This is a genomic window from Burkholderia sp. M6-3 (assembly GCF_050858985.1).
Classification (GTDB): domain Bacteria; phylum Pseudomonadota; class Gammaproteobacteria; order Burkholderiales; family Burkholderiaceae; genus Paraburkholderia; species Paraburkholderia caledonica.
Genome location: NZ_CP110090.1, coordinates 684256 through 698821, shown reverse-complemented (window position 1 = coordinate 698821; position 14566 = coordinate 684256). Strand labels below are relative to the sequence as shown.

Genomic DNA, 14566 nt, shown 5'->3' with positions numbered 1-14566 from the left:
CTAGAGATGCCTAGTCAAACTGACCTATACGCGGCGATTCCGACAATCGGAAAAAGTGCCCGCCTTCGATTTCGAGATTTGGGTTGTAGGCCGGGTCACTCACCAGCCTAACGCCCCACCGCTGTCTCATCCATGCCGCTTCGCGCTCTAGTCGTGCGGCGCGCGCGCCGGTCCGGTCTGCACCACGGGAAGCGGACTCGTGGTGATAGAGGCGGGCGTAGGGCACGAACACGTTACGATAGCCTTCCATATATAACTTCAGGCAAAAATCGACATCGTTGTACGCGACGCCGAGATTATCCGGGTCCAGACCGCCGACCTGCTCGAAGAGCGCCTTCCTGACCACCAGGCATGCGCCAGTCACCGCGGAAACCTGTTGCGCCAGCAACGCGCGACCGAAGTAGCCCGCTTCTTCGCGGCCGAGCATGTGATGAAGGTGGCCCGCGACGGCGTCGCCCGCGAGCACGACACCGCCGTGCTGCAAGCGTTCGTTCGGATACCAGAGCGCGCCGCCCACGGCGCCGACGCCCGGCTGCATCGCATAGCCGCACAGGACCGACAGCCACGCCGGATCGCGCGCATCGATATCGTTGTTCAACAGGCAAAGCACGCTGCCGCGCGCCAGTGCCGCCGCCCGGTTGTTGAGCGCCGAGTAGTTGAACGGCGAGTCGTCGCGTATTACGCGACAGTTTTCCATCGCTGCGTACTGCGACAACAACGTCAGTGCGCGCGCATCGGTCGAGCCATTGTCGACTATCAGGATTTCGATATTCGCGTAGCGAGTCCGCTGCGTCAGGCTCTCGAAGCATTGAGCCAGCAGGTCCGGTTTATCCCGCGTCGGAATGATGACCGACACAAGCGGTTGCGGCTGGGGCACCGGAAAAAGCACACGCAACATCGACGATGTCGGGCGCAGCCACTCGACGTCGGCGGCGCGGCCCGTTCTTTGCAGATGCTCCTTCACTGCACGCTTCGCGGCCTCGCGAACATAGGGCTTCGCCGCCACTTCGCGCGCCGTGCTTTGCTTGCTGATGCGCCAGTGGTAAAGCACGTGAGGAATGTGAACGATGGCGGTAGCGTCCACTTTCTCCGCACAACGCAAAACGAGATCGTGATCCTGAGTGCCTTCGAGTCCCGCGCGAAATCCGCCGACCTCGCGCATCAGCGCCGTCGAAAAGACGCCGAGGTGCGAAAACATATTCTGGCCGAGTATGAGAACGGGGTCCCAGTCCGGCTTGAAGTACGGTTCGATGCGCTCTCCGCCGGGCGTGAGTTTGTCCTCGTCGCTATACAGCAGCTTCGCCTCGGGATGCCGCTGAAGATAGCGCGCGACCATGTACAGTGCGTGTTCGGCCAGCCGGTCGTCATGATCGAGAAGCGCAACGAAGCTGCCGGTCGCCAGCGCGAGCGCATCGTTGCTAGCCGCACAAATGTGCCCGTTGACTTCGCGCCGCGTCGTCTTGATGCGCGCATCGGCTGCAGCGTATTGCGCGAGAATTTCCGCGACGTGAGGTTCGGTTGATGCGTCATCGCAAAGACACAGTTCCCAGTCGGGATAGATCTGTCCGAGCACGGAATCCAGCATATCGCGCAAGTGCTCCGCCTGCGGATTGAACACCGGCACGACGATGGAAATGCGCGGGCGCGTTGCAAGCCCCGCGATTTTTTCGCGCAGCGCAGCACGGGCGGCGGCGTCGATCGTATCGAAACGGGCGATCCACGCCCCGTAATCGTCGGCGTTGGCAGCCCGCGAGAGTAGACTGCGCACGCCGCCCAGGCCTTGCCGACGGAGCACGCCCATTGCAGCCCGTGCTACAGGCAACACTCCGCCGCGCGAGCGCACTGCCTGATGGGCTGCGCGCCAGGCACGGCATGCGGACCCAGGCACGGAATGCCAGCGCATGTCAGCCAACCTGCTCTTCGTACGCAGCGACGACTTTCTCGACCGGACCGAACGCCCGCACGCGGCCGCCGTCCATCCAGAGCGCCTTGTTGCATACGCGTCGGATCTCTGAATTTGCGTGCATGGCCAGTACGACGATCTCGGCGCGGCTGTGCAGGTCGTACAGACGCTCTTGCGCCTTGTGCATGAACGCTGCATCGCCCACGCCCATGACTTCGTCGAGCAGCAGGATTTCGGCGTCCACGGCCGTCGACACAGCGAACGCGAGACGAACCCGCATCCCGCTCGAATAGGTGCGCAGCGGCAGATCGAGGTAATCGCCCAGCTCGCAGAACTGCACGATGCTTTCGGTCTTCGCCTTGATTTCCGTGTCCGTCATGCCGAGCAGCAGACCGCGCAGACGGATGTTCTGCATGCCGGTCGAGTTGTCGTCCATGCCGAGACTGATATCGAGTAGCGGCACGATCTTGCCGTTGCTTTCGACTGTGCCGCGCGTCGGCGTGTAGATGCCCGCCATGGTGCGCAGCAGCGTCGACTTGCCCGCGCCGTTGCGGCCGATCAAACCGATGCGGTCGCCGGCTTCAAAACGCAGATCGACATTGTCGAGCGCCTTGACGACGACGACGCCGTCGCTGTCTTCGGCGATCGTGTTGCGGCGACCCATGCGAAGAACCTGCTTCTTGAGCGAGCGGCCCTGCACGTCGTAGATGGGCAGGTCCAGACATGCACCTTTGAGTTCAATAAATGCCACAGTGCTCTCCTAGACCCAATACGGAATGCGTTTGAGATAGCGCCCGGTCATAGCCAGCGCAAAAGTCCAGCCCACGACCGCAAGACCGAGCGCGACGAACCACGTCGTCGGTGACGGCATCTGTCCGATCAGCGGTGCGCGGACCAGTTCGATCAGATGGGCGAGCGGATTCAGTTCGACAATAAACGAAAACCGCTTGAGCGAATCGGGGCGATAGATGATCGGCGTCACGTAGAACGCAATCTGGACCAGCGCCGAAATGATCTGCGGCAAATCGCGGAACCGTGCCGACACCAGACCTGCGAGCATTGCGACCCACAGCGCATTGGCGAGGTAAAGCAGCAGCGCCGGAATGAAGACGGGCAGCACCGCCCAGTCCTTCACGCCATAGACGGCGAGCAGGATCAGCACGATGATGAAGTTGTGGGCAAGAATGACGAGGTTGCGCCACATGACTTGGAAGACGTAAATCAGCTTCGGCGTGGCCGCCTGGCGGATATAGGTCGCGCTGTTGATGTAGGCGATGCTGCCTTCCTGCACCGTCTGCGCGAACATCGTCCACATCACGAGGCTGATCGCCAGAAACGGCAGATAGTCGCTCATCTTCTGGCCGAACAGCGAGCCGTACACCACGCCGATCGAGCCGATCATGACCCCCATACTGATGGTCAGCCAGAACGGCCCCACACGCGAGCGCGCATAGCGCTGACGGATTTCAAGCCAGCCGAGCAACGTCCACAACCGGTAGGACGCCATACTCTGCTTCAGGTCTGCAAATATCAAGTTGAACATAGCTATAGTCGAGGGAGTTCACTGCCCGCGTAAGCGTGTCTGCTTCGCGAGGCCTATCTATCAACGCGCGGAATCAAGCGGGCCGCTGCGGCCCCTCAGTCCGTGCCATAAACCAAGCAACGCCATCCCAAGATGGCGCCGGCGAGGTTTGAGCCAGATACCATATATCGCCAAGCGAAACGGCAGCTTCAGCAGCTCGTTCGCCTTCCATTTCCACGGAATGTACCGTCTCTTCATCAGTTCGACGGCATTCCTGAACAAGTAGTAGTGACGCATCGGTGAATGGCTGGGATAGCTTCGTCCCAGTATGTTCACCGGTTCGCCGCCCAGTTTGTGAGCCAGCCGCAGCCAAGGCGCGCCCACGACGCTATAACCTGCGGCGCTGGCCCGAATGCACCATTCAAGATCGACGAAATCGATGAACAGCGAATCGTCCATCGGACCGATCTCCGGCCACACGTCCAGATTCACACACGACCCCGACGTGATCAGGAAATCGACGTCGATCAAGTTCTTGCCGTCTGCCGCGACGCGCTGCAAGGCGGGAAACCCGAAACGGACGAACGGCGCGATCCCGCCCAGACGAACGTCCTCATAGGCCGGCCCGATCAGCGCCACACGATGTCCGGCTTCGACTTCGCGCGACAGCACGGCCGGCAACTCGCGGAGCAGATGCACGGAGGGTTCGCTGTCCTGATCGAACAGCAACACGCTGCGGCAACCTGCGCGCCGCACCTGCTCCACGCCCTGATTGAGCGCGGTCGCAATGCCGAGATTGGCGCCGTTCGCGATGTACGCGATCCCCGGCTTCAGCCCTAGGTCTTCTGCCGTACGCACGCGCTCGGTGTTGTCGACCACCACGCATTGGCCAAAATCGACCAGTCGATTGGCTCGCTCGATACAGGCATCGTCGGGGTGATAGAAAACCACGACGATGCCAGGCTGTAACTGCGCCGACACCGTTACCGCGCCAGCCAACGTACGTAACGATCGACGCCTTCCTGAACCGTCAGGAACGGCGCGTCGTAGCCCGCCGCGCGCAGCTTGGTGAGATCGGCTTGCGTGAAGCACTGATACTTGCCGCGCAGCGCGTCCGGGAATGGCACGTACTCGATTAACCCTTCTTTCACCTGCTCGTCGAGCGTCATCGCCGGCTTGCCTTCCATCGCGCGCAGCGTGTTGATCGCACTCATCGCGATATCGTTGAATGGCTGCGCGCGGCCACTGCCGAGGTTGAAGATGCCGCTCTTTTCCGGATGCTCGAAGAAGAACAGGTTGACCTTTACCACGTCTTCCGCGGAGACGAAATCGCGCGTCTGCTCGCCCGGCGCGTAGCCGTTGTACTCGCCGAACAGCTTCACGCGGCCTTCCGCGCGGAGCTGGTTGAAGTTATGGAATGCCACCGACGCCATGCGGCCCTTGTGCGCCTCGCGCTGGCCGTACACGTTAAAGTAGCGGAAGCCCGCGATCTGGCTTTGCGCCGTCGGCAGCACGCGGCGGATCACCTGGTCAAACAGGAACTTCGAATAGCCGTAGACGTTTAGCGGCGCTTCCACTTCGCGCTCTTCGACGAAGCGCGCCGAGCCGCCGTAAATCGCCGCCGACGACGCGTACAGGAACTGCGCCCGCTGCGCCTGGCACGCGTCCAGCACCGCGCGGCTGAAGCGGAAGTTGTTGTCCATCATGTAGCGGCCGTCGGTTTCCATCGTGTCCGAACAGGCGCCTTCGTGGAACACCGCGCGCACCTTGCCGAAGTCGCCGCGCGTAAAGCGCTCGACGAATTCGGTCTTGTCGAGGTAGTCGTCGATTTCGCAATCGACGAGATTCCTGAATTTGTCGGCACGCGTGAGATTGTCGACGGCAATGATGCGGTCTTCGCCGCGCTCGTTCAGCGCCTTGACTATGTTGCTGCCGATGAAGCCGGCCGCGCCGGTCACAATGATGGTCATAGTTTTCTTGGGTTCGTTCAGGACAAAGCGGTCAGACCGCTGCTTCGTCGGCGAACACGTCGTGGTAGGAGATGGGCGAGGTGCCTACCCGGCTGACAACCACGCCTGCCGCGCGATTGGCGTAGCCAACGGCGTCGAGCAGCGGCACCCCCGCGCCCAGCATGGCCGCGACTGTGCCGATGACCGTGTCACCGGCGCCGGAAACGTCGAACACTTCGCGCGCGGCCGTAGGAACGTGCACGGGATCGTGTTCGGTGAAGAGCGTCATGCCCTCCTCGGACCGCGTGAGCAGCAAGTTGTCGATGCTGAGCGACTTGCGCAGTTGCGTCACGCGCGCGGTCAAATCCGCTTCGGACGACCACGCGCCGATCACGTCGCGCAGTTCCGCGCGATTCGGAGTAATCAGGCTCGCGCCGCTATAGCGCTCCCAGTCGCTACCCTTCGGATCGATCAGCACCGGCTTGTTGAGACGGCGCGCCGTCGCAATCATGCTGGAAACGTGTGTCAACCCGCCCTTCGCGTAGTCCGAGAGCAGCACGATGCGCGAGTGCTCGACCATGGCGTCGAAGCGCGCGAGGCCGGCGAGTAGGATTTCTTTCGTCGGCGTTTCCTCGAAGTCGATGCGCACCAATTGCTGCTGCCGGGCGATGACGCGCAGCTTGATGATCGTCGAGATCGAACGGTCGCGTTCGGCGCATGCCTTGACGTTGCTTTCAGTGAGCAGCGTCATGAGCCGCTCACCCGGTTCGTCCATTCCCACCACGCATAGCAACGCGGCGTCGGCGCCCAGTCCCGCGATGTTGCAGGCGACGTTCGCCGCACCGCCTAGCCGCTCTTCGCTGCGCTGCACGTGCACGACGGGAACCGGCGCTTCAGGCGAAATGCGATTCACGTCGCCGAACCAGTAGCGGTCGAGCATCACGTCGCCCACCACCAGCACCGAAGCGTCGGCGAGCCGCTCGCGCGAAACTGTTGGAAGCGAGTGTTCCAGTTTCGGTCTGATCACGACGCTTTCAATGACGGACATAGGCTTCCGGGGGAAAGAGGAATCGCTGCACAGGGCGCTGAATGCGCCTGGCCCTTACTGCATGCACAACGTCAGCGCCTCACGCCAGTCCGGCGCACGCACGCCAAACGCCGCAGCAAACTTGTCGTTGGAGATGCGGGAGTTGGCCGGACGCGTTGCCGGAGTCGGATACGATGATGCGGGAATGGGCTTGACGACGGGCCGCTTCGCGAGCGACGACAGTTCGAAGATCGCCTCGGCAAATCCGTGCCACGATGTCGCGCCACCCGCCGTCAGATGATAGACACCCGACTGTTGCGCCCACCACTGACCGCGCTCCCCGGCATGCGTCGCCTGCACGAGCACGTGAGCGGTCAACGCAGCGATCGTACGCGACCACGTCGGCGCACCAATCTGATCGGCGATGACGCTGAGTTCGTCGCGTTCCGCCCCTAGCTTGAGCATCGTCAACAGAAAGTTCTTGCCGCGCGTGCCGTACACCCAGCTCGTGCGCAGGATCAGGTGATCGCAACCGCTGGCCCCGATCTCGTGCTCGCCTTCGAGCTTGGTCTTGCCATAGACGTTCTGGGGATTGACCGAATCGGTCTCGACATAAGGCGTGTCCTTCGTACCGTCGAACACGTAGTCCGTCGAGTAGTGGACGAGCGCGGCACCCAAGCGTTTCGCTTCTTCTGCGAGCAGGGCAGGCGCCCGCACGTTCAGGCGCTGCGCACCTTCGAGGTCGCTTTCCGCCTTATCCACCGCCGTATAAGCGGCCGGATTGACAATGATCGTCGGCTTCACCTCGCGCACGACGCGACGAATCGCGTCCGGACTACCGAGATCCAGCGCAGCACGATCAAGCCCCACCACGCGCCCGAGCCCCTGCAGCGAGCGCAGCAGCTCATACCCGACCTGACCGTTGACACCCGTCACGAGAATGGTGGCTTGCTGATCCATCACACCCTTACGCATAGACTTCCGCTTCGGCGAGCGTTTTCCCCGCCGCATCTTTCGCCGCAAGCAGCGGCTCGAGATCGACAGGCCATTCGATACCGATGTCCGGATCGTTCCACACGATGCTGCGCTCGTGCTCCGGGAACCAGTAGTCCGTCGTCTTATAGAGGAACTGTGCGGACTCCGACAGCACCACAAAACCATGTGCAAAGCCAGGCGGCACCCACAGCTGCCGATGATTCTCCATCGACAACGTCACGCCCAGCCACTTCCCAAAATTCGGCGAACTCTTGCGAATATCCACGGCAACGTCGAACACTTCGCCCTCGACCACACGCACGAGCTTTCCCTGCGCATGTTGAATCTGATAATGCAGACCGCGCAGAACACCTTTCGCGGAGCGCGAATGATTGTCCTGCACGAACGTCACGCCGCTATGCACGTGCTCCGCGAACTCGACGGCATTGAAGCTCTCGTAGAAATAGCCGCGCGCATCGCCGAATACCTTCGGCTCGATGATCTTGACTTCGGGCAGCACCGTAGCGGTTACTTGGATGGCCATGCAACTTGATCCGTAAGAATGTTTTGCAGATACTTGCCGTAGGCGTTCTTCGCGAGCGGCGCGGCGAGCGCCAGCAACTGCTCGGCGCCGATCCAGTGCTGGCGGTACGCAATTTCCTCGGGACATGCGACCACGAGACCTTGGCGCTTCTGCAACGTCGCGATGAAGGTGGCGGCTTCGATCAGCGAATCATGCGTGCCCGTGTCGAGCCACGCATAACCGCGCCCCATGATCTCGACGTTGAGCGCGGCATTGGCGAGATAACGCGAATTGACGTCGGTAATTTCCAGCTCGCCGCGCGGCGACGGCTTGGTGTCCGCCGCGATGTCGCATACCTGCTTGTCGTAGAAGTACAGGCCCGTGACCGCATAATTCGAACGCGGTTTGGTGGGCTTTTCCTCGATCGACAATGCACGGAACTGCTGGTCGAACTCGACGACGCCGTAGCGTTCCGGGTCGTGCACGTGGTACGCGAACACGGTCGCGCCTTCGGCCTGATTGTTTGCACGCTCGAGCTGCTTTGCGAGGTCGTGGCCGTAGAAAATGTTGTCGCCGAGAATCAGCGCCGACGGGTCGTTGCCCACGAACTCGCGGCCAATGATGAACGCTTGCGCGAGACCGTCCGGAGAAGGCTGAACCGCGTACTGAATGTTCATGCCCCACTGGCTGCCGTCGCCGAGCATCGCTTCGAAGCGCGGTGTGTCCTGCGGCGTAGAGATGATCAGCACGTCGCGAATGCCCGCCACCATCAGCGTGGAGAGCGGGTAATAGATCATCGGCTTGTCGTAGACAGGCAGCAACTGCTTCGAGACGACATGCGTGATCGGATAGAGCCGGGTGCCCGAACCGCCCGCGAGAATAATGCCTTTGCGCGCCATTGCCGTGCCCTTACGCGCGTTGCGCGTAGTTGGTCTCAACCCACTTCCGGTAGTCTCCCGAAGCGACTTCGTCAGACCACGCCTGATTGTCGAGATACCACTGCACCGTCTTTGCAAGACCCGTTTCAAACGTTTCCGCCGGCTTCCAGCCGAGTTCGCGTTCGAGCTTGCGAGCGTCGATCGCATAACGGCGGTCGTGGCCCGGGCGGTCCTTCACGTAGGTGATCTGGTCGCGGTACGAACCGCCCGCCTTCGGGCGCAGGCGATCGAGCAGATCGCACAGCGTGTGCACGACGTCGAGGTTCTTCTTCTCGTTCCAGCCGCCGATGTTGTACGTCTCGCCCGGCGTGCCGCGCGCGAGCACTTCGCGGATCGCGCTGCAATGGTCGCCGACATACAGCCAGTCGCGCACGTTCTGACCGTCGCCATAAACGGGCAACGGTTTGCCGCCGAGCGCGTTGGCGATCATCAGCGGAATCAGCTTTTCGGGGAACTGGTACGGACCGTAGTTGTTCGAGCAGTTTGTAGTGAGCGTGGGCAAGCCGTACGTGTGATGGTAGGCGCGCACCAAATGGTCGGAGCCAGCCTTGGTCGCGGAGTAAGGGCTGTTCGGCGCGTACGGCGTGGTCTCGGAGAATTGCGGATCGGTAGCGGAAAGCGAGCCAAAGACTTCGTCGGTTGAGACATGCAGGAAGCGGAATGCGGCCTTGTCTGCGTCGCCAAGCGTGTTCCGGTAGCTTCGCGCGGCTTCGAGCAGCGTGAACGTGCCGACCACGTTGGTCTGCACGAAATCGGCCGGGCCGTGAATCGAACGGTCCACGTGGCTTTCGGCCGCAAAGTGCAGCACAGCGCGCGGCTTGTGCTCGGCGAAGAGCGCGTCCATTGCGGCGCGGTCGCAAATATCCGCGCGCACGAACACGTGCCGGGGATTGTCCTGTTGCGACTTGAGCGTGCCGAGATTGCCGGCATAGGTCAGCTTGTCTACATTCAGCACCGCTTCGTCCGACGTATTCAGCCAGTCGAGCACGAAATTGGCGCCGATAAAGCCGGCACCGCCCGTTACCAGGATCATGTAATTCCCTTCCAGATGTTGGCGATAGCCCCGGCATTGATTCGCCGTCCCGCTCGCCCCGCGTTGTGGAGTCCAATTAATTCGCCGCCCGCTGCCAGCGCACAGCAGGCAGACGCTCAGACGCCGATCTTATGAACCCCAGATTATATAGCTGCACGGAACAAAAACGAGAATCCTAACAGCTTGAAACAGCTTGACGTCTGTCGTCGGGTATATTTTGCCGAAGTCGCGTGCCAAACATCGCATTTACCGCATCACCACCGCGCGCACAACACGAGGTCTAGACGCGACCTCCTCACTACGCACAGCGGCGTGATCGGGAACGGGGTCGAAGGGGGAACGGGTGTATGCCGCGCCGCTTCCAGGCCCGGTGGAGTTGAAGCACACGGAGCGCCCGCTTCACGCGCTCAGGCCGCAAGCATCCAGCGCAGCGTATCGATGAATGGGATGGCTTGCACCTCGGGCACTAACGAGCGCAGCTTCGCGGGCGAACCGGCGAGCACTTTGACATCGGTTTGCCGGACGAAAGCGGGATTGATGTGCACTTGCAACTCATGGCCGGTCAGGTCGCTTGCGGCCGACAGAATCTCGCGCAACGTATAGGGCGTGCCAGTGCACACGTTCACGGTCTCGGAGGCGGCCTCGGAATCGAGCAGCGCCTCGTAAGCGCTCGCCACGTAGCGCACGTCGGAAAAATCCCGTGCAATATCGATATTGCCGAGTTCAATAGAGGGCTCGCGCCGCGCGAAGTGCTCGACGATCTTCGGTACGAGGAAGTTCGACGCCTGTCCGCGGCCCGTGTAGTTGAACGGACGCACGATCAGGATAGGCAGCCGGTCGAACCAGGTGTGCACCATCGTTTCCATGGCCGCCTTGCTGGCCGCGTAGTGATTGACCGGCGTGAGCGGAAAGCTTTCGTCGATCGCATCGCTCGTCACGTTGCCATACACATTGGCGCTGCTCGCAATCAGCACCTTGCGCGGCGAATGGCCGGTCGCCGCACACGCCTCCAGAAGGTTCAGCGTGCCGATCACGTTGACGCGGTAGAAGTCGAGCGGATCGTCGTGACCGACAAAGCTGATCGCAGCGAGATGAACGATAAAGTGGGGCCGCGCCGTTTCGATCACGCGCCGGCAGTTTTCGGGCGAGGTGATATCGAGCCTCAAACGCGTGGGCGTTTCCCGCTCGCCGCGGCCGGCGAAGGTTTCGATCACGGTATGGCCGCGACCAAGCAGGTTATCGACCAGATAGCGGCCCGTGAAGCCGCTCGCCCCGGTGACGAGCGTGCGGACCCGTTGCTTCGCATGGGAAGACGACATGCTTTCTCCGTTCACGAGAGTCATCTTGTTGTGATGCAATATCGCGCCGGTCGTTCATTGCGTGCCACGACAACAGCGGCAGTGCGAGCGTGGCGCGATACCGGCGCTTCAAACGGGCTATTATGTCACGCTCGCTTGCTGCATTGCCCAACGCGGCACGCTCCGTGCGCCGCCGCGTGTATCGAACCGCAAACATTCCCTCGATGACACCCTCCACCGCGCCTTCATCCCCTTCGTCAGTTTTGCAGCAGCAACCCGTGCCTCTGGCCTTCGGCGATCTGCAAGGATGCCGCACGCCTTTCCAGCGACTGCTCGCGAAGGCCGCGCCGCCAGCCGGCACGCCACTATGGTTCGCGGGCGATCTGATTAACCGCGGCGCCGAATCGCTTGCCACGCTGCGCGACATCATCGCGCTCGGCGATCGCGCGGTGCCGGTGCTGGGCAATCATGATCTGCATCTGCTCTCGGTGTCGGCGGGAATTCGCAAGTCCAAAAAGGGCGATACGATCGACGACATTCTGGCCGCGCCCGATGCCGCCGATCTGCTCGATTGGGTCCGTCACCGCCCTATCGCGCATTTCGAGAACGGCATGCTGATGGTGCATGCGGGCGTGGTGCCGCAATGGGACGTGAGCCTCACGCTCGAACTGGCCGACGAATTGCAGCGGGCGCTGCGCGAGCCGAACTGGAAGGAGACGCTCGCGGGCCTGTATGGCAACGAGCCGAGCCTATGGACGCCGAACCTGAAGGGCATCGAACGGCTGCGCGTCACGTGCAGCGCGTTGACGCGCGTGCGCTTCTGCAATGCGGAAGGCGCGATGGACTTCAGCAGCAGCGGCGGCCTGAACGCCGCGCCGCCCGGCTGCATGCCCTGGTTCGACGTGCCGTGGCGCAAGACTGCGAACGTGACCGTGGTGTTCGGCCATTGGGCGGCGCTAGGGCTGATGTTGCGCGACAACCTGATCGGACTCGACTCTGGCTGCGTGTGGGGCGAAAAGCTGTCAGCGGTGCGGCTCGCGCAGAATCCGGGGCAGCGCACACTCACTCAGGTCCAATGCGACAACTGCCGGTCGAGCGGGGGCAATTAGGCGGTACGGGATCTAGACGCCTGGCGAGCGGGCCGAGCTGTCGGCGGGTTCAATCATTGTTTCGGCGGATGCGGACGATTCCGCCTGCTCCACGACGAGCGCGCCGCTTGTTGCCGCACCGCCCTGCATCTCCCGCAGCGCCGCTTCGATCACGCCTTGCGCTTGCGCCGCCAACGCACGGCGGTCCGCGCCCGCCGCAAGCGGCGCACACACGTACACATGTGCGGTCAACGGCCCGCCGCGCAGCAGCATATCTAGCGAGTCCGCGAGCGAGACATCGTCGATATAGGCAGGCGCCGTGGACTGCCGGCCGTGCGCGTCTTCGTACATGATGCAAAGCGGCTGCACCGGCGCTGCGGCCGACACCGCCGCCTGAAACATATTCGCGTGAAACGGCAGCAGCGCGAGGCCATTGGACGTCGTGCCTTCCGGAAACACGCACATCAGCTCGCCCGCGCTCAAACGGTCGGACAGCTCATGCATGATCCGCTTTGCGTCGCTGCGCTTCTCGCGCTGTATGAACACGGTGTCCAGTTGCTGCGCGAGCCAGCCGACCAACGGCCATTGGCGGATCTCAGCCTTAGACACGAACGGAGTGGGCCGCCACGCATTGATCACATAGATATCGATCCATGAGATGTGATTGGCCACGACCAGTGCACCGCGATCGAGCCGTGCGCCGTCGTTATGCACGACGAGCCGCATGCCGCACAGGCGCAGCATCTTGAGCGACCATTCGCGGTTGAGCGCGTGACGCCGGTCCGCGTCAGCTTTCGGAAAGCGCGTCGCCACGATCCACATGCCATGCAGCAGATGCGCGATGAGACGAGCCTTGCGTAACGCGAGCTTCATGTTCGGAGTTTTCCGTTGTGGGTCGATGCGAAATCCAGACTGACCAATGCGTGAGCCATGCCGGGCACGTTAGCGCTGCTCGAATGCGACGCGGCCCGCCACGATGGTCGCGCGAACGCGAGCCGGCAATTCGTAACCGAGAAACGGCGTGTTATGCCCTTGGCTCTTCAACGCACGCGGCTCGACGCGCCAATGCGCGTGACGGTCGAACACGCAGAGGTCGGCCACGCTGCCTACCGCAACGCTGCCCGCCGCTTGCAGATCGAGCACGGCGGCTGGCGCCGCGGTGATGCGGTTGAGCGCTTTTGCAAGCGGCACACCGGCTTCGTCGGCCCACTTCACCGTTAGCGACAGAAACAGTTCGAGGCCGGTAGCGCCCGGCGTGGCTTCGTCAAACGGCAGCAGCTTTTCGTCGTCATCGACCGGTGTGTGGTCGGAGCAGATCGCGTCGATGGTGCCGTCGACGAGACCCGCGCGGATCGCTTCGCGATCACGCTGCTGACGCAGCGGCGGGTCGAGCCGGAACTGCGCGTCGAAGTAGCCGATGTCGAGGTCGATCAGATGCACATGGTTCACGGTGACGTCGCACGAAACCGGCAAGCCCTCGGCCTTGGCCTCGCGCATGAGCGCGATGCCCGCCGCCGACGACACATGCGACAGATGCACCCGCGCGCCCGTCACACGCACGAGTTCGAAGATGGTATGCAGCGCGATCGTTTCCGCCGCGACAGGCACGCCGGAGAGGCCGAGCCGCGACGCCAGCGCGCCGCTCGCCGCCACGCCGCCCTTGCCGAGATAGGCATCCACGGGACGCAGCCACACCGTGTAGCCATAGGTTTTCGCGTATTGCAGCGCGCGCATCAGCACTTGCGTATCCACCACCGGCGAGTCGGCCTGCGAAAAACCGATGCAGCCAGCTTCCGTAAGTTCGACCATTTCGGTGATAACCTGGCCCTTCAGGCCGACCGTCAACGCACCGAGCGGATACACATGCGCCTGATCGAGATTACGGGCGCGGAACTTCAGCATTTCGACGAGACCGGGTTCGTCGAGCGTCGGATCCGTGTCCGGCGGACACACGAGGCTCGTCACGCCGCCAGCGAGCGCCGCGGCCATTTCCGATTCGAGCGTGGCCTTGTGTTCATAGCCCGGCTCGCGCAGACGCGCGGACAGGTCGACGAGACCGGGCGCGATATGCAGACCGCGCGCGTCGATGGTTTGCGTCGCCTCGAAACTGGTGGGCGCGTTGCCGAGCGCGACGATCTTGCCCGCCTCGATGAAAACGTCCTGCTGCTGTTCGGTACCCGCTGCCGGATCGATCAGCGTGCCGCCTTGAATATGAATCGTCATGCGCTACCTTAATGTTTCAGCCGGATTCGGCCAGGTTCTGCGTTGTCTGCCGCGCGTGCGTCGTTCTGGGTCCGCACGCATGCGTTT

The 14566-nt window shown here is 62.4% G+C and carries 14 protein-coding genes; 1 reads left to right on the top strand and 13 read right to left on the bottom strand.

The annotated features are described in order from the left end of the window. Positions 1-10: 10 nt before the first annotated feature. The 11 genes from OH764_RS03100 to OH764_RS03050 form a co-directional block, all read right to left on the bottom strand. Positions 11-1801, bottom strand: a complete 1791-nt coding sequence (locus OH764_RS03100; protein WP_498847980.1) for a glycosyltransferase family 2 protein — start codon at positions 1799-1801, stop codon at positions 11-13. Positions 1802-1904: 103 nt separating this feature from the next. Next, positions 1905-2654: an ABC transporter ATP-binding protein gene (locus tag OH764_RS03095; protein ID WP_440785417.1), complete on the bottom strand. Its 750-nt coding sequence runs from the start codon at positions 2652-2654 to the stop codon at positions 1905-1907. Positions 2655-2663: 9 nt separating this feature from the next. Then, the gene (locus OH764_RS03090) at positions 2664-3446 is read right to left on the bottom strand and encodes an ABC transporter permease (RefSeq protein WP_440785416.1); all 783 of its coding nucleotides are present in this window, start codon (positions 3444-3446) and stop codon (positions 2664-2666) included. Positions 3447-3506: 60 nt separating this feature from the next. Further along, positions 3507-4406 (bottom strand): glycosyltransferase family 2 protein, encoded by a 900-nt coding sequence (locus OH764_RS03085; RefSeq protein WP_440785415.1) that lies wholly within the window; start codon positions 4404-4406, stop codon positions 3507-3509. 2 nt (positions 4407-4408) lie between these two features. After that, entirely contained in the window at positions 4409-5395 is a 987-nt protein-coding gene (rfaD, locus tag OH764_RS03080) for an ADP-glyceromanno-heptose 6-epimerase (RefSeq protein ID WP_440785414.1), read from the bottom strand. A 31-nt stretch (positions 5396-5426) separates the two neighbouring features. Continuing rightward, a complete protein-coding gene (gene rfaE1, locus OH764_RS03075) occupies positions 5427-6422 on the bottom strand; it encodes a bifunctional heptose 7-phosphate kinase/heptose 1-phosphate adenyltransferase (protein WP_498847979.1) in 996 nt (331 codons plus the stop codon). 54 nt (positions 6423-6476) lie between these two features. Further along, the gene (rfbD, locus tag OH764_RS03070; RefSeq protein ID WP_498847978.1) at positions 6477-7376 is read right to left on the bottom strand and encodes an SDR family oxidoreductase; all 900 of its coding nucleotides are present in this window, start codon (positions 7374-7376) and stop codon (positions 6477-6479) included. Beyond that, positions 7369-7920 (bottom strand): dTDP-4-dehydrorhamnose 3,5-epimerase family protein, encoded by a 552-nt coding sequence (gene rfbC / locus OH764_RS03065; protein ID WP_498847977.1) that lies wholly within the window; start codon positions 7918-7920, stop codon positions 7369-7371. Before rfbC ends, rfbD begins: the two co-directional genes overlap by 8 nt. After that, the gene (gene rfbA, locus OH764_RS03060; protein ID WP_440785454.1) at positions 7905-8798 is read right to left on the bottom strand and encodes a glucose-1-phosphate thymidylyltransferase RfbA; all 894 of its coding nucleotides are present in this window, start codon (positions 8796-8798) and stop codon (positions 7905-7907) included. The genes rfbC and rfbA overlap by 16 nt, the downstream gene beginning before the upstream one ends. A gap of 10 nt (positions 8799-8808) precedes the next feature. Then, on the bottom strand, positions 8809-9870 hold the full coding sequence (gene rfbB / locus OH764_RS03055; protein ID WP_498847976.1) for a dTDP-glucose 4,6-dehydratase: 1062 nt from the start codon (positions 9868-9870) through the stop codon (positions 8809-8811). Positions 9871-10277: 407 nt separating this feature from the next. Beyond that, positions 10278-11189, bottom strand: a complete 912-nt coding sequence (locus tag OH764_RS03050; RefSeq protein WP_440785408.1) for a GDP-mannose 4,6-dehydratase — start codon at positions 11187-11189, stop codon at positions 10278-10280. A 203-nt stretch (positions 11190-11392) separates the two neighbouring features. On the opposite strand from OH764_RS03050, the gene OH764_RS03045 reads away from it, so the two are divergent. Further along, positions 11393-12277 carry a symmetrical bis(5'-nucleosyl)-tetraphosphatase gene (locus OH764_RS03045; RefSeq protein WP_440785407.1) on the top strand — a complete coding sequence of 295 codons (885 nt, stop codon included), beginning with the start codon at positions 11393-11395 and terminating at the stop codon, positions 12275-12277. A 12-nt stretch (positions 12278-12289) separates the two neighbouring features. Here the strand turns inward: OH764_RS03045 and OH764_RS03040 are convergent, their stop codons facing one another. Next, positions 12290-13129: a lysophospholipid acyltransferase family protein gene (locus tag OH764_RS03040; protein WP_440785406.1), complete on the bottom strand. Its 840-nt coding sequence runs from the start codon at positions 13127-13129 to the stop codon at positions 12290-12292. A gap of 69 nt (positions 13130-13198) precedes the next feature. Continuing rightward, a complete protein-coding gene (locus OH764_RS03035) occupies positions 13199-14479 on the bottom strand; it encodes a dihydroorotase (protein WP_498847975.1) in 1281 nt (426 codons plus the stop codon). Positions 14480-14566 lie beyond the last annotated feature (87 nt).

Bases quoted from the DNA above. Each gene is read 5' to 3' on its own strand.
- OH764_RS03100 (WP_498847980.1), bottom strand. From the start codon at position 1,801: ATGGGCGTGCTCCGTCGGCAAGGCCTGGGCGGCGTGCGCAGTCTACTC.
- OH764_RS03090 (WP_440785416.1), bottom strand. From the start codon at position 3,446: ATGTTCAACTTGATATTTGCAGACCTGAAGCAGAGTATGGCGTCCTAC.
- rfaD (WP_440785414.1), bottom strand. From the start codon at position 5,395: ATGACCATCATTGTGACCGGCGCGGCCGGCTTCATCGGCAGCAACATA.
- rfaE1 (WP_498847979.1), bottom strand. From the start codon at position 6,422: ATGTCCGTCATTGAAAGCGTCGTGATCAGACCGAAACTGGAACACTCG.
- rfbD (WP_498847978.1), bottom strand. From the start codon at position 7,376: ATGCGTAAGGGTGTGATGGATCAGCAAGCCACCATTCTCGTGACGGGT.
- rfbC (WP_498847977.1), bottom strand. From the start codon at position 7,920: ATGGCCATCCAAGTAACCGCTACGGTGCTGCCCGAAGTCAAGATCATC.
- rfbA (WP_440785454.1), bottom strand. From the start codon at position 8,798: ATGGCGCGCAAAGGCATTATTCTCGCGGGCGGTTCGGGCACCCGGCTC.
- rfbB (WP_498847976.1), bottom strand. From the start codon at position 9,870: ATGATCCTGGTAACGGGCGGTGCCGGCTTTATCGGCGCCAATTTCGTG.
- OH764_RS03050 (WP_440785408.1), bottom strand. From the start codon at position 11,189: ATGTCGTCTTCCCATGCGAAGCAACGGGTCCGCACGCTCGTCACCGGG.
- OH764_RS03045 (WP_440785407.1), top strand. From the start codon at position 11,393: ATGACACCCTCCACCGCGCCTTCATCCCCTTCGTCAGTTTTGCAGCAG.
- OH764_RS03040 (WP_440785406.1), bottom strand. From the start codon at position 13,129: ATGAAGCTCGCGTTACGCAAGGCTCGTCTCATCGCGCATCTGCTGCAT.
- OH764_RS03035 (WP_498847975.1), bottom strand. From the start codon at position 14,479: ATGACGATTCATATTCAAGGCGGCACGCTGATCGATCCGGCAGCGGGT.